Here is a 21,273-nt window from a genome sequence, read left to right as displayed (position 1 = left end):
GTCCAGCATCCGGGGCGCTTCGCCGCAGGAAAAGGCGCGCCTTTCCTTCCAGAGGGCCAAGAGGCGGCAAAACGGCGTTGCATTTCGATTCCCGAAATCTGCCGTCACTGCCCGTTTGGGTGGTTTTCCCTCCATATGTGACGTTTTTTGCCTCAAATGCCGCTATCCGGAATCGCCAAATCCTGCAGTTCAGCCGCACTTTTTTAATAATATACTGTGGTCAAAGGGCCGCACTTCACGCAAGCCATTGAAAACGCATAAAACTTGCTTTCCAATGTTACCGTTATAGAGAGTTGATAGGTCGCATCCGCTCTGCTAGACCCACGCTGATTTCAACGCCCCGCTGCCAATGGGGGATGACTCACGCCCCCGGACGCCGCCTGTGGCCAGGTATGCCAACCGGGGCCAAAAACATATCGGAAGGGTGGACGTGTCCGAACCAGCTTCGATTTCTGCAGGCATTGCTGCGCGCTATGCCACGGCGGTGTTCGACATCGCGGAAGAAAACAAGGCGCTCGACAGCCTTGAATCCAGCATCAATGACCTGGCAGCCGCGCTGGCTGACAGCGAAGACCTCAACAATCTGATCCACTCGCCGCTCGTGTCGCGCGAAGAGCAGGGCGCCGCTATCACCGCGGTGGCAGACAAGATGGGCATTGATCCCGTCCTGCGCAATACCTTGGCTCTGATGGCCGACAAGCGCCGCCTGTTTGTGGTGCCTGCGCTGGTTGACGCGCTGCGCGCCCGCCTGGCTGACGCCCGCGGCGAAGTCACCGCCGAAGTGGTTTCGGCCAAGGCGCTGACCAAGACCCAAAGCGAAAAGCTAGCCAAGACCCTGGCCGAGCGCGTGGGCAAGAAAGTTACCATTAATGCTTCCGTCGATGCCTCCATCATCGGCGGACTTGTCGTTAAAGTGGGCTCGAAGATGATCGACAGCTCGATCCGCTCCAAGCTCAACTCCCTACAGAATGCAATGAAAGAGGTCGGATAAATGGGTATCCAAGCAGCAGAGATTTCTGCGATCCTTAAAGACCAGATCAAGAATTTTGGTCAAGAAGCCGAAGTGGCAGAAATCGGCCGCGTGCTGTCCGTCGGTGACGGTATTGCCCGCGTCTACGGCCTCGACAACGTTCAGGCCGGTGAAATGGTCGAATTCCCGGGCGGCATCATGGGCATGGCGCTGAACCTGGAAGCGGACAACGTCGGTATCGTTATCTTCGGCTCCGACCGCGACATTAAAGAAGGCGACACCGTCAAGCGTACCAACTCCATCGTGGACGTTCCGGCCGGCCCCGAGCTGCTGGGCCGCGTTGTCGACGGTCTGGGCAACCCGCTGGACGGCAAGGGCCCGATCAACGCCTCCCAGCGTCAGGTTGCTGACGTCAAGGCGCCGGGCATCATCCCGCGTAAATCGGTGCACGAGCCGATGGCGACCGGCCTCAAGTCGGTTGACGCGATGATCCCGATCGGCCGCGGCCAGCGCGAGCTGATCATTGGCGACCGTCAGACCGGCAAGACCGCCGTGGCTCTGGACACCATCCTGAACCAGAAAGTCTACAACGACGCCGCAGGCGACGACGAGTCCAAGAAGCTGTACTGCGTCTACGTTGCTGTCGGCCAGAAGCGTTCGACCGTTGCCCAGCTGGTGAAAAAGCTGGAAGAGTCCGGCGCCATGGAATACTCGATCGTGGTTGCCGCAACCGCGTCCGACCCGGCACCGCTGCAGTTTCTGGCACCCTATGCCGCAACCGCGATGGCCGAATACTTCCGTGACAACGGCAAGCACGCGCTGATCATCTATGATGACCTGTCCAAGCAGGCCGTGGCCTACCGCCAGATGTCCCTGCTGCTGCGCCGTCCGCCGGGACGTGAAGCGTATCCGGGCGACGTTTTCTACCTGCACTCCCGCCTGCTGGAGCGTTCGGCAAAGCTGAACGAAGACTTCGGCGCCGGCTCGCTGACCGCTCTGCCGGTTATTGAGACCCAGGGCGGCGACGTGTCCGCGTTTATTCCGACCAACGTGATCTCGATCACCGACGGCCAGATCTTCCTGGAAACCGAATTGTTCTACCAGGGCATCCGCCCCGCCGTGAACACCGGTCTGTCGGTTTCGCGTGTGGGCTCCTCGGCTCAGACCAACGCGATGAAGACCGTTGCAGGCCCGGTGAAACTGTCGCTGGCCCAGTACCGCGAGATGGCAGCATTCGCCCAGTTCGGCTCCGACCTGGACGCCGCCACCCAGCAGCTGCTGAACCGTGGCGCCCGTCTGACCGAGCTGATGAAGCAGCCGCAGTACTCGCCGCTGACCAACGCTGAAATCGTCTGCGTCATCTTCGCAGGCACCAACGGCTACCTGGACGGCGTTGAGCTGAAGGACGTCGGCCGCTGGGAAGCAGGCCTGATCGCCCACATGCGCGGCAAAGGCAAAGCAACCCTGGACTGGATCACCAACGAAGATCCGAAGATCAAGGGCGACGCCGCTGACAAACTCAAGGCTGCGATCGACGAATACGCCGCAACCTTCGCATAAGGAGAGAGACGGGACATGCCTTCTCTCAAGGACCTTAAAAACAGGATCGAGTCGGTCAAATCGACCCGCAAGATCACCAAAGCCATGCAAATGGTGGCCGCGGCGAAACTTCGCCGCGCCCAGGAAGCTGCCGAGGATTCCCGGCCCTACACCAAGCGGTTCAATGCCGTGATGGCAGGGCTGGCGGCCTCGGTCGGCGGCTCCGACTCCGCGCCCAAGCTGCTCCGCGGCACCGGCTCGGACCAGGTTCAGCTGCTGGTCGTGATGACTGCCGAGCGCGGTCTGTGCGGCGGCTTCAACTCGAACATTGCCAAGCTCGCCCGCCAGAAGGCGGCCGAGCTGAAGGCCGCGGGCAAGACGGTCAAGGTTCTGACCGTCGGCAAAAAGGGCCGCGACGCCCTGAAGCGCGACCTGGGCGATGATTTCGTCGGCCATGTGGACCTGAGCGAAGTGAAGCGCATCGGCTATGCCAACGCGCAGAGCATCGCCAAGGACATCCTGACCCGGTTCGATGCTGGTGAATTCGATGTTGCCACGATCTTCTTCGCGGAGTTCGTCAACGTCGTGACCCAGATCCCGACCGCTCAGCAGATCATCCCGGCCTCCTATGAGGGCGGCGAGTCCGAGAGCCCGGCTGCGGTTTATGACTACGAGCCCGGCGAAGAGCAGATCCTGGCGGACCTGCTGCCGCGCGGCGTGGCAACCCAGATCTTCTCGGGGCTGCTGGAAAACGGCGCATCCGAACAGGGTGCCCGGATGAGCGCGATGGACAACGCGACCCGCAACGCGGGCGATATGATCGACAAGCTGACCATCGAGTTCAACCGTTCCCGTCAGGCCGTGATCACCAACGAGCTGATTGAAATCATTTCGGGCGCTGAGGCGCTCTAAGAGACAACCGGAGACCAACAAATGGCACAAGCAAAAGGCAAGGTGACTCAGATCATCGGCGCCGTTGTGGACGTCCAGTTCGACGACCACCTGCCCGCAATTCTGAACGCACTGCACACCCCGAACGACGGCAAGACCCTGGTTCTGGAAGTGGCTCAGCACCTCGGCGAAAACACCGTCCGCTGCATCGCGATGGACGCGTCCGAAGGCCTGGTCCGCGGTCAGGAAGTGACCGACACCGGCGCGCCGATCTCGATCCCGGTCGGCAACGCGACCCTGGGCCGCATCCTGAACGTCGTGGGCGAGCCCGTGGACGAAAAGGGCCCGGTCAACGCGACCGAGACCCGCGCGATCCACCAGCCCGCACCCGAGTTCAACGAACAGTCCACCGAGTCCGAGATCCTGGTGACCGGCATCAAGGTCATCGACCTGCTGGCCCCGTACTCCAAAGGCGGCAAGATCGGCCTGTTCGGCGGCGCCGGCGTGGGCAAGACCGTTCTCATCATGGAACTGATCAACAACATCGCAAAAGTGCACTCGGGCTTCTCCGTGTTCGCGGGTGTTGGCGAGCGGACCCGTGAAGGCAACGACCTGTACTGGGAAATGATCGAGTCCAACGTGATCAAGCCGGACAACCTGGAAGAATCGCAGGTGGCCCTGGTGTACGGTCAGATGAACGAACCTCCGGGAGCCCGTGCCCGTGTTGCGCTGACCGGCCTGACCCTGGCCGAACAGTTCCGCGACCAGTCCGGCACCGACGTTCTGTTCTTCGTGGACAACATCTTCCGCTTCACCCAGGCGGGTTCGGAAGTGTCGGCTCTGCTCGGCCGTATTCCTTCGGCGGTGGGCTACCAGCCGACCCTGGCAACCGACATGGGCGCCATGCAGGAACGCATCACCTCCACCAAGAACGGCTCGATCACCTCGATCCAGGCTGTGTACGTTCCCGCGGACGACCTTACCGACCCGGCACCGGCAACCACCTTTGCCCACCTGGACGCGACCACCGTTCTTAACCGTGCGATCTCGGAACTCGGCATCTACCCCGCTGTGGACCCGCTCGACTCCTCCTCGCGCCTGATGGACCCGCAGATCGTTGGTGAAGAACACTACGCAGTGGCTTCCGACGTTCAGCAGATCCTCCAGCGCTACAAGTCGCTGCAGGACATCATCGCGATCCTCGGCATGGACGAACTGTCGGAAGAGGACAAGCTGACCGTTGCGCGTGCGCGTAAGATCCAGCGTTTCCTGTCCCAGCCGTTCGACGTTGCGAAGGTCTTCACCGGCTCCGACGGTGTGCAGGTTCCGCTGGAAGACACCATCTCGTCCTTCAAGGCGGTTGTGGCCGGCGAATACGACCACCTGCCCGAAGGCGCCTTCTACATGGTTGGCGGCATCGACGAAGTGCTGGCCAAAGCCGAGAAGATGGCTGCGGAAGCCGCCTAAGCACGGATTTTCCCCTGCGCCGCTGGCGGGGCAGGGGAACCCTGAAAGGAGGCCCCAATGGCACAAACGATGCAATTCGACCTCGTGAGCCCCGAGCGGAGCCTGGCTTCGCTGCAGGCGAGCGCGGTTCAGATCCCGGGTTCCGAGGGTGACATGACGGCGATGCCTCAGCACGCGCCGACCATCACCACCCTGCGCCCCGGCGTGCTGAAGGTCGAAAGCCCGGAAGGCAACGCGGACTATCTGGTCACCGGCGGCTTTGCCGAAATCGCAGGCGACAGCCTGTCGGTTCTGGCCGAGCGCGCGATCCCGATGGCTGAAATGACCCGCGATCAGATGAACGCGCTGATCGAGGAAGCCCGCGAGATGTACAAGACCGCGAAAGAGGAAGACCAGCCGCACGGCCTGGTCGAGGACGCAGCCAAGCTGCTGGCCGACATGGAAGCCCTGGGCACCCACATGTCCCTCTGATCCAGACGCGGATTGGACGATTTTGAAACCGGCTCCCTTGGGGGCCGGTTTTTTTGTCCGCTGCCGGTATTGAGCCGGCAGCTTTGGGTCAGCCGGCTCCGGCCAAACGGGCCTTGAGCACATTCCCTTGCTCTGTAAGGCGGACCTCGCAGTGCCGCATGGCTCCCTGGCCCGTTATCTCGACAAGCGGCAACTCAAGCTGTGCCATCGCCTCAAGCTCCATTTGCAGAATTCCGACGTTTAATTGATCGGCATCGTCCCAGCCCTTGACCATGGCATCGCCCACAACCCGGGTCATCTTCATCCACCGGCTCTGCGCCGCGCTCAGCAGGCGGGAGCGGATATTTGTCAGCCCCGTTGCCGGATCGGGGATCCGCCCCCTTAGGACTGAAAACACACCCGCTGCATCGGGATCTGTTCGCCAAGCCCCGGGCCAGTTTTGCGGAAGGCCCGCCGCGGCTCTTCCAAGGCTTCGCATTTTCTCCTGCTCCTCAGGTGAAACCAGCCTTGCCGGAACCGGACAATCTTGCCGCCCGCCGATCAGCTGAAGCCAAAGGGCCTGATCTTCGAAGGTACGGAGCTGCTTCTTGAAACTGCGAATGCGCAGGGCCGCCGGATCAGAACGCAGGCGGGAAACATCCTCAAGCAAACGCCATAGCCCCAATGTTTCGTCAGCGGACGAGCTGCTCCATACCTCTATCGTATCTGCTTGCTGGACAACTTCCTCCATTGGCTCCGGTTCAGCAAAGGGCCAATCATCTTCAATAGGTGGTCCTTTCTTCACCAGTTCGAGGAGAAAGCGGCTTGCTTGCGGGTTGATCGGGATCCAGGGTTCAGCGTCCCATTTCTCTCCGTCAGGCATGTCAAACACCGGTGTGGAACGCCAGAAGGACCTGCGGGCCTGCCAAAAACTTGCGGGGTCATCCCAGCCGGCCAAAGGCCCGACAGTAAGGGTTTCCGTTGAATGAAAAATGCGGAGGTCTGCCGGCAGATCCGGCAGCATTTCAACTGGCAGGGTCTGGAAGGAAAAAATGATCCGCATCATGGGTCTTTCGAAATCCGAGGTGGAAGTGACTGGCGTCCTAACCTTCCGGATTCGCCCGCAGATTGTAAGTAGCGGTTGCCATTCGGCCTGCGTAAATTGCGGGATCTCACGGCTTGGTGAAGTCCGCGATCTGTTAACCGCATCCTCACAAGTTTTCGAAAAAACTGCTGAGAATCTGAACTCTATTTCTAACCAGCAGGATCCCGCCTTGACCGATTGGACTTCCGGCTATGTCGCCGGCATCGACTACACTTATGACTTCCACAGCCAGCTGACTCCGGCCCTTCTGGCCTTCGGCGCAATGAGCCAGGGCCACCGGCACGGCCTGAATGGCAAAGGCGTCACCTATTGCGAGCTGGGCTGCGGCCAGGGGTTCTCGGCCAACCTTCTGGCAGCTGCAAATCCGGACATCGAGTTTCACGCGATGGACTTCAGCCCTTCCCACATGGCCGGCGCTGCCGAGCTTGCGCAAGAGGCGGGGCTGGCCAACATGCATTTCCACGAGCGGGCGTTCGAGGATTTTGGGGAAACTCCAGACCTGCCCGCAGCCTTTGACATCATCGCCCTGCACGGTGTCTACAGCTGGGTCTCTTCTGAAAACCGTGCCCATATCAATGCGTTCATCGCCCAGCGGCTGAAGCCGGGCGGACTGGTCTATGTTAGCTACAACGCCTTGCCCGGCTGGGCCGCGGCCCTGCCGCTGCGCCGTCTTCTGACCAGCCGCGTTTCGCAGGGCAGCGGTCCGCTGCCCGGCAGGATCCGCGAAGCCGTGGCTTACGCCCGGGGGCTGGAGCAGGCCGGAGCCGGCTACTATGCCAAGAACCCGTCTGTTGGCCAGCGGCTTGAACATATGAAGGAAATGCCGCCAAGCTACCTGGCGCATGAGTATTTCAACAAGGACTGGACGCCGTTCGATTTCAAGGATCTGGCGGCAGAGCTGGGCCAGGCGAAGCTGAATTTCCTGGGTTCGGTGCATCCGCTGGACAATCTCGACATTCTTTGCTTCACCCCGGAACAGCAGGCGCTGCTGGACGCCGAGACCGACCCGGTCCGGCAGGAAGCGCTGCGCGACCTTCTTCTGAATGAGCACTTCCGCACCGACATCTTTGTCAAGGGCAAGCTGCCCCATACACCCCGGGGAGAGATTGGCGCCTGGTTTGCGACCACACTGGCGCTGGCACGACCCTACAAGGGCGGCGCGCTGAAGCTCAAGCACCGGGGCAGGGAGATCCCGCTGGATCAGCAGCAGTATGCACCGGTTCTGCAAGCTCTGTCGGATGGTCCGGCAACGGTGCGCAGCCTGCTGGATCAGGGCGTGTTCGGCTCCATGGACTGGGGCAGCATCTCGCTGATGCTGCAGGTGCTGGCGGGAACCGGGTGCATCGCTCCCAGCCTGCCGCTGGAGGGGATGCCGGAACGCGCCGCCGCCTGCCGCGCTTTCAACCTGGCGGTCTGCAAACGGGCTGAGGACAGCGACACCTTGCGCTTCCTGGCGTCGCCGGTCACCGGCGGCGGGGTTGAGCTGGACCGGTTTGAACAGTTGTTCCTTCTTGCCCGTAGCGAAGGGCTGGAGACCCCCGGAGAGTGGGCTGCGCTGGCCTGGCGTATTCTAGCGCCGCAAGGGCAGCGGCTGCAGCACGAAGGCCGGGTGCTGGAGACCGACGAAGAAAACTTGGCGCTGCTGCAGGCCAGGGCCGCCAACTTCGCCGCCCGCCGCCTGCCGCTGTGCGAGATCCTGGGGCTGACCTTTGAGGCGCCTGCGCAAGCGGCACCGCAAGCAGCAGCTCAGGAAGCTGCGGCCTGACGATACCCTCCGGGCCCGTCTGCCGGGCCCGGATACAAGGGAAGGCCGTCAGGCCGGCCACGCGGGCAAATCCCTTACAGCTGCTGCAAATTAGCAATTTGAAAAGCTGTGCTGGTTAAACAGAATCTTGAATTGGATAACCGCTGACAGGAACCTGACCCGTGTCATTTGAAGATCGCACTCTGGCTTTGAACTCCGGGGGCAGGGAAGCCCCGTTTGCATTGGATGAGGTGTTCTTTTCCCGCACCGACGGCCGCGGGGTGATACAGGCCGGCAATGCGGTTTTCAGCCGGGTTGCCAAGTACCAGATGGCGGAGCTTTTGGGCGCGCCCCACAAGCTGATCCGCCACCCTGATATGCCACGCGGCGTCTTCCAGCTGTTCTGGGACACGCTGCAACGCGGTGAAACCATTGGCGCCTATGTCAAAAACAAGGCCAGCGATGGCAGCTACTACTGGGTGTTTGCTGTCGCAACCCCCTGTGACGGCGGCTATCTTTCAGCGCGGATCAAGCCGGTCAGCCCGCTGCTCAAGACGATTGAGGGTGAGTATGCCCGCCTGCGCCAGGCCGAGAATGCCGAGGAAGTCAGCCCGGAGGAGAGTGCCGGGCTGCTGCTGGCGCGGCTGCAGGAACTAGGGTTCGCCACTTACAATGATTTTGCCGGCCACGCGCTGGCAGAGGAGCTTCTGGCCCGCGACGCCGGGTTGAAACTGCCCGCCGACGCCCGGATCGCAGAGCGCCGGGTCATGCACTCCACCGCGGGCAAGCTGGTTGAGGAAACCGAGGCGCTGGTGCAGGAATTTGAATCTATGCGCACGATCCCGCATAACCTGCGGGTCATTGCCTCGCGGATCGAGCCCGCAGGCGGGCCGGTCACGGTGCTGTCGCAAAATTACAGCGCCATGTCACGTGAGATGTCCAACTGGTTCGAGGCGCATGTCTGGGGCAAGAACAGCAACTTCCGTGCGATCAAGGGCACCGTCACAGCGGCGATCTTTGTCGAAGGGCTGGCGCGAATCCTTACTGAATGCGGCCATCAGCTGGAGCAGGAGGACGGCAGCGGCGCCATTGATATCACCCGCGAGCAATCCATTCTGTCAGAGCTGACCGAGGTCCAGTTCAACAAGGCCGGAGCCAGCCTGAAGGACGTCCGCTTTGAGGCCGAGCGGATCCAGAAAGCCTGTCTGACCCTGCACCGGCATTTCATGGCACTCACCACCACACGGGTGCTGTGCAAAATCGAATGCGCCCGGCTGGGCAACGTCGGGGAATCGCTGAATTCGATCATTGACGAACTGGGCCTGTTCCAGGACCGGATCTCGGCGCGGCTGGAAAAGATCTCCGAGCTCAGCGCCGCGCTCAGCGAAGAGGGCTGACCACCGGCATCCGGCAGGCCCATGCGCCGCGGGCTTGTGTCCGCGGCAGTGGCCATGGCGGCTGCAGCTGCCAAACCCGTGCCAGCTTGCTCTTGCAGCCGCCCCGCGGATTGGCGACAACCGCCGCAATAAGCGGAGCACCGGCACCAGCAGTGATTTCATTAATTGCAGCCTGTTTCAGATTTATTATCAGGATCGGGCTTTGGCTGTATGCCACGCCGTTGCTGATCATCTGCTCTGCAGGCGTGGCAAGCGCCCTGGTGCTGGAAAGCTCCTGGTTCACCGATGGAACCGCCTGCGGGATGTGGCGGCCGCTGCCGCTGCTGCTGCCGGTGACGCTGGCGACTGCGCCGCTCTTTGTTTGGGGGGCGCCCCGGAACCGTTACAGCCCGGTCAAGCTTCTGCTGATCATCCCGGCCGTATCAGCCGTCTTGCTTTTTGGCATGCAAAACCCGCCGCTAGACCGGGTGAGCTTTTCTTACTCGGATGTTCACTGGACCTGCGCGTACTGGGGAATGCTTTGGGTGATGTGGTCCTGGGGCCTTGCATTGGCTGGCTTTCATAGCCTCAGGCAGGGGCGCAGGCTGCGCAATTGGCACCGGCAGACCCGGCAGGCCAATGAAACTTAGGCTGCGACGCAGCAGCGGCGTTCAGACCTCTTTCATTCCCTGCTGCCAAGTTTAATCTGGGCCAGGGACAGGACGCTAGGGACGGCGGATGAGACGACTGCGCAACCCCCGCACGGGGATCCATCAGGGCGATGCCGAGGTGTTTTCGGATTTCGAGGACGGCGGCGAGATGTGGACCGGCTCCGGCCCGCGTGAGCGGCGCCGGGCGGTGGTCTTCGGCGAAGCCTTTGCCAGCCCGCCGGCGGTGCATGTTTCGGTATCGCTTTGGGACATGGACACGTCGGCGGCCTTCCGGGCCGAGCTAGTGGCCGAGAACATTACCTGCGAGGGGTTTGAAATCGTCTTCCGCACCTGGGCCGACAGCCGTGCCGCCCGGCTGCGTGCTTCCTGGCTTGCAATCGGCGATCTGCCGCATGCCGACGATTGGGATGTGGACTGAATTCGCCGCGGCCCGCAGCTGTCACAAAACCTTGGTTTGAGCTGCAACTGCCCCTCGTGCATCCATCGCGTTGAATGAAACCACGCGCGCAAGGACTTTAAATGGCCGCTGATCTGGACCCCTTCCTGAACGCAGCGCTCCACATGGCTGAACTGGCCCGTCCAGTTGCCCGCAGAATCTGGCAGCAGCCGGGCCGGGCAGACTTCAAACCGGACGGCTCGATGGTGACCCGTGCAGACCTGGAGATTGAGCAGCTCTGGCGCGGCTTTCTTCAAGAGAATTTTCCTGGCCATGGAATCTGGGGCGAGGAGTTTGGCGGAGATCAGGCCGCTGAGGGCTGGACCTGGGTGCTCGATCCGATCGACGGCACCCGGCATTTCGGCATGGGGCTGCCGGGGTTCAGCACTTTGATCAGCCTGTGCCGCGACGGGGAGCCGGTGCTCGGGGTGATGGACCTGCCACTGTGCGGTGCGTGCTACAGCGGTGCGCACGGCGCGCCTTCACTGCTGAACGGCCAGGTGCTGCAGGTGTCCGGCCTGGACAGCCTCGCTGCCGCCCAAGCCGCCATTGCCAATCATGACGCTTTCCCGGATGCCAACGCGGCTGTTTATGAGGCGCTGCGCGGGACCGTGCGGATCAGTGCCTTTGACGCAGGCTCCCCGGCCTATGGCGCCCTGGCACACGGCAAGCTGGATCTGGCCATCAACGGCACCGATCTGGAGGGGTTCGATATCTGTGCGCTGGTTCCGATAGTCGAAGGCGCGGGTGGTGCCATGACTGGCTGGGCAGGCGAGCCGCTGTCGCTGGCGTCCGCCGGAGGCATCATCGCCACGTCGTCGCAAGCCTTGCACGAGGAAGCTCTGGATCTGATTGCCAGTGCACTGCAGCCCGGGCTCTCGGACTAACCTTTCCTGCTGCGGGTCACAGCTTACAGCCGGTCAGTCCAGGGTTTTCTTCTGTGATCAGAAAGTCTTTCGCTGGCGTACTCCGGTGCGGTGACGGGGCAACCGCTTTCCTGTCGCTGAATGTACCCGTGGGGGGGATTCCGGGTAAGGCCGAACTTCTACATTAGCTTTTTCTCAATCATCCTCAGACATCTTGCGGTTGTCTAAATTTGAGGGAAAACATGTTGTTAATTGGAACAGTAAGAAGTGATCACCTGACAGGAACTGAAGAGGATGACCGCCTCTATGGTGCTGCGGGGCATGATGCCCTTGTGGGCAATGACGGTGCGGATATTCTGTTCGGGAACGAGGGGCGGGATGTTCTGCTGGGCGGCAGCGGAACCGATGCGCTGTTTGGCAATGAGGGCAACGATTTCCTGTCAGGCGGCGAGGGCAGCGACACCCTGTTTGGCGGTGCTGGTGATGATATCCTGCTGGGCGGCGAGGGCGATGATGCCTTGTCTGCCGGAGGCGGCGATGACGAACTTACAGGAGGCGCTGGCAACGACATCTTCTTCACTGACGGCAGGGATGGCTGGGTCAGCTATGACGGCGGCGACGGCACCGACATGATCTATCTCAGTGAGGTCAGCCCCGGTCTGAACGCCGGCGCCATCCGCATAGCTGACATGGACAGCGTGGAATGGATCGTCAATGACGACCCGGACCGGCCGGTTGATATCCGCGTGCAGGGCGACGCGGATTTTACCGGGATCAGCACATTTAATATCCGTAGCATAAAGGGCAGCTTCGGCAATGATGCGATCATCGCGGCAGATACCGGCGGGACTGTTGCCGGGCGTGCCGGCGACGACAGCATCCGCGGCGGTGCTGGTGCTGATTCTCTTGTCGGCGGTGAAGGCAATGATCAACTGCAAAGCTGGGGCAGTGATGACACGCTGAGCGGGGGCGCTGGAGATGACTTGCTAGATGACAGGAGCGGCTCAGGCGGACTGCTTAAGGGCGGGGACGGTAATGACACGCTGTACGGGGCGAGCGATGGCAGCAGATTGTTCGGGAACGGCGGCGATGACATCATTGTCACCCAAGGTGGCGCAAGTGTAGTCAACGCGGGTTCAGGAGATGATCTTGTCGTGGGACGCTGGGGAGGGGCAGCCTGGATTGAAGGCAAAATGGGCGCAGATAAACTGCACGGCTCTGATTTTGACGACAGTCTGTTCGGGGGTGACGGCGCCGATACTTTGTTTGGAGAGGACGGCGACGACATCCTGAACGGCGGTAAAGGCGATGATACTTTGTTTGGAGAGGACGGCGACGACATTCTGAACGGCGGTAAAGGCGATGATTACCTTTGGGGGGGGCGAGGGGCTGACCGATTTGTTTTCAGGAACAGCAGCGGACAGGATACCATCGAGGATTTCAGCAGCGGGGATCTGATTGATCTTTCCGCAACTTCGGCCGGCGGCTTTGATGAACTTGAGATCCGCGGTGATGGGGATGCTCAGATTGTCTTTGGCAGCTCCGTGCTCACCTTGATTGGTGTGGGGGCATCTGATTTGGATGCCGGTAATTTCCTGTTCTGATGCCGGGGCGTCATCCTTGGTAGGCATACCGGCATGCGGTAGAGCAGATGCCTTTGAGTAAGGGTTCAATACAAGAAAACCCCGCAAACTGCGGGGCTTTCTCAAATCCGGGAAACGGGGCTGCCTCAGCCGCCGTTGGAGTATAGGCTCTCGTAGATCGGGACCAGGGTCTTGTCTTCGAACAGCGACGACACCGATGTGCCGTGCCAGATGTTCAGGATCGCCTGGGTGAACAGCGGCGCGGTCGGCACGATGCGGATGTTCGGCGCGTTCTTTACGGCTTCGGTGGGCTGGATCGAGTCGGTCAGCACCAGCGACTTCATCACCGAGTTGGTGACGCGCTCAACCGCCGGGCCGCTCATCACGCCGTGGGTGATATAGGCGTGCACCTCTTTGGCGCCATTGTCCAGCAGCACCTGGGCGGCCTTACACAGGGTGCCGGCAGTGTCGCACATGTCGTCGACGATCAGGCAGATCTTGTCCTTCACATCGCCGATCACCGTCATCTCGGCCACTTCGCCCGGCTTCTCGCGGCGCTTGTCGACAATCGACAGCGGGGCGTTGATTCGCTTGGCCAGCTCGCGGGCGCGGGCAACGCCGCCGACGTCCGGCGACACCACCATGATCTCGCCCATCCGGTCCTTGAACTGGTCCTTCACGTCCAGCGCAAAGATCGGCGAGGCATAGAGGTTGTCCACCGGAATGTCGAAGAAGCCCTGGATCTGGGCGGCGTGCAGGTCCATGGTCAGCACCCGCTCGATGCCGGCGCCGGTCAGCATGTTGGCCACCAGCTTCGACGAAATCGGGGTGCGCGCCTTGGTGCGGCGGTCCTGGCGGGCATAGCCGAAGTAGGGAATGACCGCGGTGATCCGCTGGGCCGAGGAGCGGCGCAGCGCGTCCGCGATGATCAGCAGCTCCATCAGGTTGTCATTGGCCGGGTTCGAGGTCGGCTGGATGATGAACATGTCCTCGCCGCGGACATTTTCATAGACTTCGACGAAGATCTCGCCGTCATTGAACCGCTCGACGCGGGCATCCACCAGTCCCTGGTCGACACCGCGGTGCATGCTCATGCGGCGGGCAATGGCTTGGGCAAGAGGGAGGTTGGCGTTCCCAGCAATAAGCTTGGGTTCGTTCAAGGTCGGCATTGGCTGATATCCCCAGGCAGCAATGGCTATGTGTCAGATTCGTGATATTGAACCCCGCTTAGCACGCACATACCTTCACGCAAAGTTATTAGCGGGAGAAACAACCAATGGCAGCTATGGATTTTTACTTCTCAACCCTGTCGCCTTTTGCCTATCTGGCCGGCACAAGGCCCTGGGAGATCGCCGCTCGCCACGGCGTGACGGTGAACTGCAAGCCGCTGGACATTATTTCATTGTTTCCCCGCACCGGCGGCACTCCGCCGGGCGAGCGCCATCCCTCGCGCCAGGAATACCGGCTGATCGAGCTGCAGCGGCAGGCGGCAAAGCTGGATATGCCCGTCAACCTGAAACCGGCGCATTGGCCCACCAACGCTGCGCCGTCCTCTTATGCCATTATCGCGGCGCAGCGGGCGGGCGGCGGCGATATGGGCCAGTTGGTGCATTCGATCTTGCGCGCCTGCTGGGCGGAGGAGAGGAACATCGCCGAAGACGATGTGATCCGCGGCTGTCTCAGCGGCGCCGGCTTTGACCCAGCGCTAGCCGACAGCGGCCTCCTGGCCGGAGCGGAGACCTATGCGCAAAACCTCGAGGATGCAGTCAGTGCCGGGGTGTTCGGGGCGCCGTTCTGGGTGACTGCGGACGGGGGGCGGTTCTGGGGGCAGGACCGGCTGGAAGACCTGGACGCACATCTGGCGGGACAGGCGGCGTGAAGGATCTTCCGGCGGGAGTGTTTTCCCGCAGCTTCGGCAATGGCCCGCGGCAGGTGCTGGCGGTGCATTGCTCGCTGGCGCACTCCGGAGCCTGGCGCGGACTGGCGGCGGAGTTAGCAGAGGAGGCCACCCTGACGGCTTTCGACATGCTCAGCCACGGCCGCAGCCCGGATTGGGACGGGCAGGGGAATTACCAGCTGCAGAACGTTGAAGCCGGGCTGGCGCTGCTGACGCAGCCGGTTGATCTGATGGGCCATTCCTTTGGTGCCACTGTGGCACTGCGGATGGCAATGGCACGTCCCGCGCTGGTGCGCAGCCTCACCCTGATCGAGCCGGTGCTGTTTGCAGCGGCGCGGGCGGATGACCCTGGCGTTCTGTCCAGGATGGAAGCCGAGAGTCAGCCCGTGGATGCGGCGCTGGCAGCCGGGGATATCGAATTGGCCGCCCGCCTGTTCAACCGGATGTGGGGAACCGGCGACCCAAAATGGCCGGACCTTCCGGAGCAGGTGCGCGCAGCGATGGTGCGGGCGATGCCGGTGATCCCGGCAAGCTACCAGACGCTGCATCTGGATGAGAACGGTACCCTGGCAGCGGGCGCATTGGATCCGGTGTCTATGCCGGTGCTTTTGCTGTCCGGCGGCGCCAGCCTGCCGGTGATGCAGGCGGTGGCTGCAGGCCTTTCGCGCAGACTGGCCTGCGCCCGCTGCATCACAATACCCGGCGCCGGCCATATGCTGCCAGTGACCCATCCGGAAACAACCGCAACGCAACTGCGCGGGTTCTGGGCAGAGCACTGAACAGGGACCCGGAGCAGAGCCCCCTGTCCAAGCGTCACAGCAGGGAGAGAAGCGCCTGCACCTGCGAATCCGGCAGCGACCAGTCGCAGACAAAACGGGCGGTGACCAGCTCCTCGTCCGACCCCTCCAGACCGCCATCCCACAGGTGATACGCGGCGCCGGCTTCAAACAGCCGGCGGTGGGTGCCGCGGGGCAGGGCGGCAAAAATCATATTCGCCTGTACCGGGTGGCTGAGCCTTGCACCGGCGGCGCACAGCCCTTCGGCCAGCAGCGCAGCCTTGGTATTGGCGGCCCGGGCATTGTCCAGCCACAGATCATCGCTCAGGTAGGCCAGCATTTGCGCCGACAGATAGCGGTGCTTGGAGAACAGATGCGCGCCGCGCTTGCGGCGGTACTCGAACTGCTGTGCAAGGGCCGGGTCAAAGAGGATCACCGCCTCCACACCGATGCAGCCGTTCTTGGTACCGCCGAAAGAGACCGCATCCACTCCCGCCTTCCAGGTCATCTCTGCGGGCGTGCAGTCAAGCGAGACCAGAGCATTGGCAAAGCGCGCGCCGTCCATATGCACTGGCAGACCATAGTCCCGGGCCACGGTGCCGAGCGCCTCCAACTCAGCCAAGGAATAGACGGTGCCCTGTTCGGTAACCTGGGACAGCGACACCGGCCCGCGCTGCGGTCCGTGCACGCCGCGGCTCTCTTCGCCTTCGATGGCGGTGCGCAAATCGTCAGGGGTCATCTTACCTGCGTCCGTGACCGGTGTGAGCTTTGCACCGCCGGTGTAGAACTCCGGCCCGTTGCACTCATCCTGCAGAATATGCGCGGGGAGGGTGCAAAAGACAGTTTGCCAGGGCTGCGACAGGGTCGATAAAGCAAGCACATTGGCGGCGGTGCCGGTGGCCACAAGATAGACCGCGGCCTCCGGCGCCTCGAAAATCTCCCGGATCCGGGCCGTCACCCCGGCCATCTCCGTGTCGGCGCCATAGCCCATGGCGTAACCCTGATTGGCCCTGGCCAAAGCATCCAGGATCTGCTGCGGCACCGGTCCGGAATTGTCTGAGGCGAAATGCATAGATGAACTCCTTGAAACGGAAGCCGGAAAATATCAGGTTGGCTCTTCGATAATGTGGTCTTCCCACTCGTCTTCGGAAATCTCGAACTCCGACACAGTCCAGCCGCGCACTGAAACACCTGCCTCATGCACGCTTTCCGGCGTGCCGGTCAGCAACGGATGCCATTCCGGCAGCGGCTTGCCTTGCCACAGAAGCCGGTAGGCACAGGTCTCCGGCATCCAATAGGCGTGGGTGTCCAGATTCTCGGGTTTCAGCACGATGCACTCCGGGATGAACTGGTGCCGGATCGGGTATTGCGCACAGCGGCAGGTGGCGTCGTCCAGCAGGCGGCAGGCGACCCGGGTGAGCGCAACCTCGCCGGTCTCCTCGTCCTCAAGCTTGTTCAGGCAGCATTTGCCGCAGCCGTCGCACAGCGCTTCCCATTCTTTCTCGTTCAGCTCCGCAAGCGGCTTCTTCTCCCAAAACCGCTTGCCCAGGCCGGACCGGTCAATGACATCCTTCACTGGCTTCATAGCGCTGCCAGGATTTCGCGCGACTTGGTGCAATCCGCGTCCATCTGTTCAATCAGTGCATCCAGCCCGTCGAACTTCAGCTCCGGCCGCAGAAAGGCCACCAGCCCGACGGACAGCGTCGCGCCGTAAAGGTCACCGGAAAAATCGAACAGGAAGGTTTCGATATTAGGCACTTCGCCGCCAAACATCGGCCGCACGCCAATGGAGGCAGCGCCGAAGTAGCTGCCTTCATGCGGGCCGTCCAGCACATCGACCAGCACTGCATAGACCCCGAACCGGGGCTGGTGCAGCCCGTCGATCGACATGTTGGCGGTTGGAAAGCCCAGCTCACGCCCGCGCTGCTCGCCGCCGATCACAGTGCCTTCGATCCGGTGCCAATGGCCCAGCATCTCCTTGGCATCCGCTGGCCGGCCTTCGCTCAGCGCATTGCGGATCGCGGTGGAGGAGACTGCGTGCTCGGAATACTCCATCAAAGGCGCAATGGTGACGCCAAACCCGTATTGCGCGCCAAAGCGCTGCAAGTCTACGGCATTGCCTGCGCGTCCTTTGCCAAAGCAGAAATCGGCGCCGACCACCACGTGCGCCAGCCCCAGCCCTTCGGCAATCACGTCGCGGGCGAATTCCTCGGGGCTGAGGCTCGACAGCGCAGTGTTGAAATTCAGCTCATAAAGCCGCTTCACCCCCAGCTTCTCCAGCCGGTGAGCGCGGGTCTCGGCGCGCATGAGACGAAAGGGCGGCGCATCGGGCGCAAAATACTCGCGCGGGTGCGGCTCAAATGTCATCACCCCCAGCGGAGCCTCCGGCGCCGCCTTGCGGGCCAGTTCGATCACCGACTGATGGCCCAGATGCACGCCGTCGAAATTGCCGATGGCAACCGTGGCGCCCCGGTCCTGGACTTCGACGAATTCATAATCTCTGACGATACGCATGGCGCATGCCTATCGCTATGCCGCAGCCGGTTCAAGCGGCCTGTGCTGCGAGAAAGGGACGGAGCTGCAAGCCTCCCGCAGAAATTCAAGCTGGCAGCCAGGAAAACACCATGGGCTCCCAAAAAGGATTCCAATGGCACTTCAATTCTGGCCCGAACAGCGCTTTTGGTCAGCCGTCAATTTCCGCAGTTGGACAACGAAGAATGGGTGTTCATAATATAGGACTGGCTTGCCAGGGTGCTGAAATGGTAGGTCACCCGCCGATCGTTCGGCAGCTCAAACACGGCCTTAACCATACTCAGCTGACCCAAGCCAGCCGTCGGCAGTGCAAAAAACTCAACGTCTTGTGTGGATACCTTGCTGTCTATCTGCCTTCGAAAAGCAAGCTTCATAAACTCATCAAAATCGCCAGGAGCTTCTCTGGAAACGGAGGCAAGATTGCCGTCTCCAAACCGCAGAGAAAGGCCTGGCGGGGTGACCAGCCACGTGCCGTTTGAAGCCAGGGAAAGGGACCAGTTTTTTGAAGCCGCGAAGGCTTTCAACTGGTTTTGTGACAGGCAGAGTGGAATCTCTTCCAAAGGATCAACGGGCTGAGTTTCAATGATGATCCTCTGAGCCAAGCTCATTCCTATTCATTTGTCGAAGATTCAAACGGCCGTCGCGAGTGGGTTATCTTCACGATGGCTGCAAGTGGCAAGGGCGGCCCTCATGCCATCAATAACACGATGATCAGCTTCTTCGGATTAGACACAGATATCTGCCAAGAAAATTCTTTCTGTTTGACGGCGGAATGAGCGGGCGGAACTGTTTTGCTCCTTTGAGATAGTGCCTTGGATAGGATGGATTGGCTGTGTAATCGGTGTGAAAGCGATCTGAGCAGGCAGGCGTTGCGCCCCCGCCGAACGCCGCCTTCACCTGATCCTCATGCCCCTCTGCCATGCTCCCAAGTGATCAAGATCACCCGCCAAGGCCCCGCGCGCCGGGGCCATGATGAGAGGCGCAGGCGAACTGTGAGGCCGCCTGCGCAGCACCCGGAAACCGGCTCCGATAAAAAGGGGCTCGTTCAAGCCAGCTTGTCCGAGCGGGCCCCGCGGGGTCTGTCCAGCTCCATCCGGCGGCGCCGCCATCCTTCGCGGACCCCGCGCCATGCAGACAGAACCAGCCAAAGCAAAACCGCCCGGGCAGGCTGCCCCGGCGGCTCTAAGTGCTGCGCGCACGGGGCCGAACCGCCGCCAATGCCGCTTCTTTCTGGTCAAAAATACCCTGGGGGTGAGGCCCGGCACGGGCCGAGGGGGCAACGCCCCCTTTTTAAGACCGCCTCAGTCGAACTTGCGCGACGGCGCCATCACCATGGCTTCGCCCACCAGCACCTTCTTGCCGTCCACCATGCAGCGGCAGTCCAGCTTGACCCGGCGCTTTTCGATCACAATGTCGGTCACCTCGACCTCGGCCAGCACCATGTCGCCCGGGCGCACCGGCGCCAGGAACTTCAGCGACTGGCTCATGTAGATGGTGCCGTGGCCGGGCAGCTGCTCGCCGATCACCGCCGAGATCAGCCCCGCGGTCAGCATGCCATGGGCAATGCGGCCCTGGAACATGGTGTCATTGGCGTATTCGTCATCCAGGTGCACCGGATTGTGGTCGGTCGAGACCTGGGCGAACATCTGGATGTCCTCATCGGTGATGACCTTGCGCACATAACGGGTCATGCCCATCTCGATGTCTTCGATGCAGATGGTTCCGCGCGGCATGTTGTCCAACATTCGATCCTCCGTTCGCCTGTTCCCTTCAGGCGTCGATGAAACATTTGCGCGCCCGATTGCCCGCTTGCGCAACTTTATTACTTTGCAGGTGCAGAAAATCAAGAGATTTCTGACAAAGAAAAACCCCGCCGGGGCAGGCGGGGTTTGAACACATCAGAGGGCGCCCGGTACCATGGCACGGGGGCTTTCAGGAGGTTTTAGCGCAGGAAACCAATGGCATAGGTGGGGGCAGACTGCTCCTGCGCCAGGTAGGCAGCCAGCGCTTCCGGATCCGGCTGGACCGATGTCTTTGTCTCTCTGGCCGCAAGCCCGCCGGTAATGAACAGAGAATCGATGCCTTCGCCCATGGCGCCGGCAATATCCGTATGCGGCCCGTCGCCGATCGCCAGGATCTCGGAATCGGCAATCCCCGGCGCCACTTCCTGCAGACGCAGACGGGCCAGGTCGTAAATCGGAGGATGCGGTTTGCCGAAGTAGAGGCTCTCGCCGCCCATTTCGGTGTAGAGCTTTGCCAGGGCGCCCGCGCACCATTCCCGCTTTTCGCCGCGGTCGACGATGATGTCGGGGTTGGCGCACAAGAGCTTCATGCCCTTCTGCTTGGCATAAAGGAAATCGGCCCGGTTCACCTCCGGGTCGGCCATGGTGTCGAACGGGCCGCAGCAGACAATGCCTTCGGCCTCCTGCAGGGGCACCCGGGTGATCTCGACGGGCTCATGAATAACATGCAGCGGCTCGAAGAAACCTGCATCGCGCTGCCACTCACCCATGAAATAGACCTTGTTGCCGACCGCGCCGGTGAACATTGCCGCCCGTGCGGAATCGCCCGAGGTGGAGATCGTGTCATAGGCATCATCCGGCACGTTGAACTGGCCCAGCTGCGCCGCCACGCCGGCCCGCGGCTTCGGCGAGTTGGTGACCAGCACCACGATGCCGCCCGCCTCGCGGTAAGCCTTCAGCGCGGCAACCGCATCGGGAAAGGCAGTGATCCCATTGTGCACGCAGCCCCAGAGGTCGACAAACAGCGCCTTGTAGCGGCTGGAGACGTCGGAAAGGGAAGTGATGATCTGGGTCATGGCCGGGCCTTCTTGCGCGTGGATCTGTTGCGCGCCCAGCTATGGCAGAGGGCGGCGGCAATGGCCAGCAAAGCATCATCTTTCCGATCCGTCTGATGACGGCTAACGGGTAGCGGCCGCCGCGCCTAGGGAGTGATGCAATCATAGCGGAA

Annotated in this window: 21 protein-coding genes; 13 read left to right on the top strand and 8 right to left on the bottom strand. The window is 61.7% G+C overall.

The features are described 5' to 3' along the window. Positions 1 to 430 precede the first annotated feature (430 nt). The 5 genes from RA20_RS12790 to RA20_RS12770 are packed head-to-tail and all read left to right on the top strand — an operon-like array spanning position 431 to position 5,338. Positions 431 to 991: a F0F1 ATP synthase subunit delta gene (locus tag RA20_RS12790; protein ID WP_039129219.1), complete on the top strand. Its 561-nt coding sequence runs from the start codon at positions 431 to 433 to the stop codon at positions 989 to 991. Then, positions 992 to 2,530, top strand: coding sequence for a F0F1 ATP synthase subunit alpha (atpA, locus tag RA20_RS12785; protein ID WP_039129216.1), 1,539 nt, complete (start codon positions 992 to 994; stop codon positions 2,528 to 2,530). It abuts the gene before it with no gap. A 15-nt stretch (positions 2,531 to 2,545) separates the two neighbouring features. Continuing rightward, positions 2,546 to 3,421 carry a F0F1 ATP synthase subunit gamma gene (locus RA20_RS12780; RefSeq protein WP_039129212.1) on the top strand — a complete coding sequence of 292 codons (876 nt, stop codon included), beginning with the start codon at positions 2,546 to 2,548 and terminating at the stop codon, positions 3,419 to 3,421. Between the two features lie 21 nt (positions 3,422 to 3,442). Continuing rightward, positions 3,443 to 4,867, top strand: coding sequence for a F0F1 ATP synthase subunit beta (atpD, locus tag RA20_RS12775; RefSeq protein ID WP_039129209.1), 1,425 nt, complete (start codon positions 3,443 to 3,445; stop codon positions 4,865 to 4,867). A gap of 57 nt (positions 4,868 to 4,924) precedes the next feature. Then, positions 4,925 to 5,338 (top strand): F0F1 ATP synthase subunit epsilon, encoded by a 414-nt coding sequence (locus tag RA20_RS12770; RefSeq protein WP_039129206.1) that lies wholly within the window; start codon positions 4,925 to 4,927, stop codon positions 5,336 to 5,338. 88 nt (positions 5,339 to 5,426) lie between these two features. Here RA20_RS12770 and RA20_RS12765 read toward each other — a convergent pair whose 3' ends face one another. Then, positions 5,427 to 6,383 carry a hypothetical protein gene (locus tag RA20_RS12765; protein WP_039129203.1) on the bottom strand — a complete coding sequence of 319 codons (957 nt, stop codon included), beginning with the start codon at positions 6,381 to 6,383 and terminating at the stop codon, positions 5,427 to 5,429. 208 nt (positions 6,384 to 6,591) lie between these two features. Here RA20_RS12765 and RA20_RS12760 point away from each other — a divergent pair, with 208 nt between their 5' ends. The 6 genes from RA20_RS12760 to RA20_RS12730 all read left to right on the top strand — a co-directional run bounded on the left by RA20_RS12760 (position 6,592) and on the right by RA20_RS12730 (position 13,119). Beyond that, positions 6,592 to 8,187 carry a class I SAM-dependent methyltransferase gene (locus tag RA20_RS12760; protein WP_039129201.1) on the top strand — a complete coding sequence of 532 codons (1,596 nt, stop codon included), beginning with the start codon at positions 6,592 to 6,594 and terminating at the stop codon, positions 8,185 to 8,187. Between the two features lie 161 nt (positions 8,188 to 8,348). Beyond that, positions 8,349 to 9,563, top strand: a complete 1,215-nt coding sequence (locus RA20_RS12755) for a PAS domain-containing protein (protein WP_052248990.1) — start codon at positions 8,349 to 8,351, stop codon at positions 9,561 to 9,563. A gap of 110 nt (positions 9,564 to 9,673) precedes the next feature. After that, positions 9,674 to 10,192, top strand: coding sequence for a hypothetical protein (locus RA20_RS12745; protein WP_152618511.1), 519 nt, complete (start codon positions 9,674 to 9,676; stop codon positions 10,190 to 10,192). Between the two features lie 88 nt (positions 10,193 to 10,280). Further along, positions 10,281 to 10,631 (top strand): H-type lectin domain-containing protein, encoded by a 351-nt coding sequence (locus RA20_RS12740; RefSeq protein WP_039129194.1) that lies wholly within the window; start codon positions 10,281 to 10,283, stop codon positions 10,629 to 10,631. A 101-nt stretch (positions 10,632 to 10,732) separates the two neighbouring features. Then, on the top strand, positions 10,733 to 11,536 hold the full coding sequence (locus tag RA20_RS12735) for an inositol monophosphatase family protein (RefSeq protein WP_039129192.1): 804 nt from the start codon (positions 10,733 to 10,735) through the stop codon (positions 11,534 to 11,536). Between the two features lie 209 nt (positions 11,537 to 11,745). Beyond that, complete coding sequence (locus RA20_RS12730; protein ID WP_152618510.1) at positions 11,746 to 13,119, top strand: calcium-binding protein; 1,374 nt, start codon at positions 11,746 to 11,748, stop codon at positions 13,117 to 13,119. A gap of 125 nt (positions 13,120 to 13,244) precedes the next feature. Here RA20_RS12730 and RA20_RS12725 read toward each other — a convergent pair whose 3' ends face one another. Next, positions 13,245 to 14,267, bottom strand: coding sequence for a ribose-phosphate pyrophosphokinase (locus tag RA20_RS12725; RefSeq protein ID WP_039129186.1), 1,023 nt, complete (start codon positions 14,265 to 14,267; stop codon positions 13,245 to 13,247). 107 nt (positions 14,268 to 14,374) lie between these two features. Here RA20_RS12725 and RA20_RS12720 point away from each other — a divergent pair, with 107 nt between their 5' ends. Together RA20_RS12720 and RA20_RS12715 are read left to right on the top strand one after the other, a co-directional pair. Continuing rightward, positions 14,375 to 14,977, top strand: a complete 603-nt coding sequence (locus tag RA20_RS12720) for a 2-hydroxychromene-2-carboxylate isomerase (RefSeq protein WP_039129184.1) — start codon at positions 14,375 to 14,377, stop codon at positions 14,975 to 14,977. Further along, on the top strand, positions 14,974 to 15,774 hold the full coding sequence (locus tag RA20_RS12715) for an alpha/beta fold hydrolase (protein ID WP_039129183.1): 801 nt from the start codon (positions 14,974 to 14,976) through the stop codon (positions 15,772 to 15,774). The genes RA20_RS12720 and RA20_RS12715 overlap by 4 nt, the downstream gene beginning before the upstream one ends. Before the next feature lie 34 nt (positions 15,775 to 15,808). Here the strand turns inward: RA20_RS12715 and RA20_RS12710 are convergent, their stop codons facing one another. The 6 genes from RA20_RS12710 to RA20_RS12685 all read right to left on the bottom strand — a co-directional run bounded on the left by RA20_RS12710 (position 15,809) and on the right by RA20_RS12685 (position 21,121). Continuing rightward, positions 15,809 to 16,843, bottom strand: coding sequence for a threonine aldolase family protein (locus RA20_RS12710; protein ID WP_039129179.1), 1,035 nt, complete (start codon positions 16,841 to 16,843; stop codon positions 15,809 to 15,811). Between the two features lie 33 nt (positions 16,844 to 16,876). Then, positions 16,877 to 17,347, bottom strand: coding sequence for a YcgN family cysteine cluster protein (locus RA20_RS12705; protein ID WP_039129496.1), 471 nt, complete (start codon positions 17,345 to 17,347; stop codon positions 16,877 to 16,879). Positions 17,348 to 17,352: 5 nt separating this feature from the next. Then, positions 17,353 to 18,285 (bottom strand): bifunctional riboflavin kinase/FAD synthetase, encoded by a 933-nt coding sequence (locus RA20_RS12700; protein ID WP_039129177.1) that lies wholly within the window; start codon positions 18,283 to 18,285, stop codon positions 17,353 to 17,355. A 176-nt stretch (positions 18,286 to 18,461) separates the two neighbouring features. Continuing rightward, positions 18,462 to 18,911, bottom strand: a complete 450-nt coding sequence (locus RA20_RS12695; RefSeq protein WP_039129175.1) for a hypothetical protein — start codon at positions 18,909 to 18,911, stop codon at positions 18,462 to 18,464. Between the two features lie 693 nt (positions 18,912 to 19,604). Further along, entirely contained in the window at positions 19,605 to 20,048 is a 444-nt protein-coding gene (locus RA20_RS12690; RefSeq protein ID WP_039129173.1) for a MaoC family dehydratase, read from the bottom strand. Positions 20,049 to 20,245: 197 nt separating this feature from the next. Continuing rightward, on the bottom strand, positions 20,246 to 21,121 hold the full coding sequence (locus RA20_RS12685; protein ID WP_039129171.1) for a TIGR01459 family HAD-type hydrolase: 876 nt from the start codon (positions 21,119 to 21,121) through the stop codon (positions 20,246 to 20,248). Positions 21,122 to 21,273 lie beyond the last annotated feature (152 nt).

Origin of the sequence: Leisingera sp. ANG-Vp, assembly GCF_000813725.1 — a bacterium.
GTDB lineage: Bacteria > Pseudomonadota > Alphaproteobacteria > Rhodobacterales > Rhodobacteraceae > Leisingera.
The sequence above is the reverse complement of the archived record's forward strand: the minus strand, read 5'-3'. Positions and strand labels throughout refer to the sequence as shown.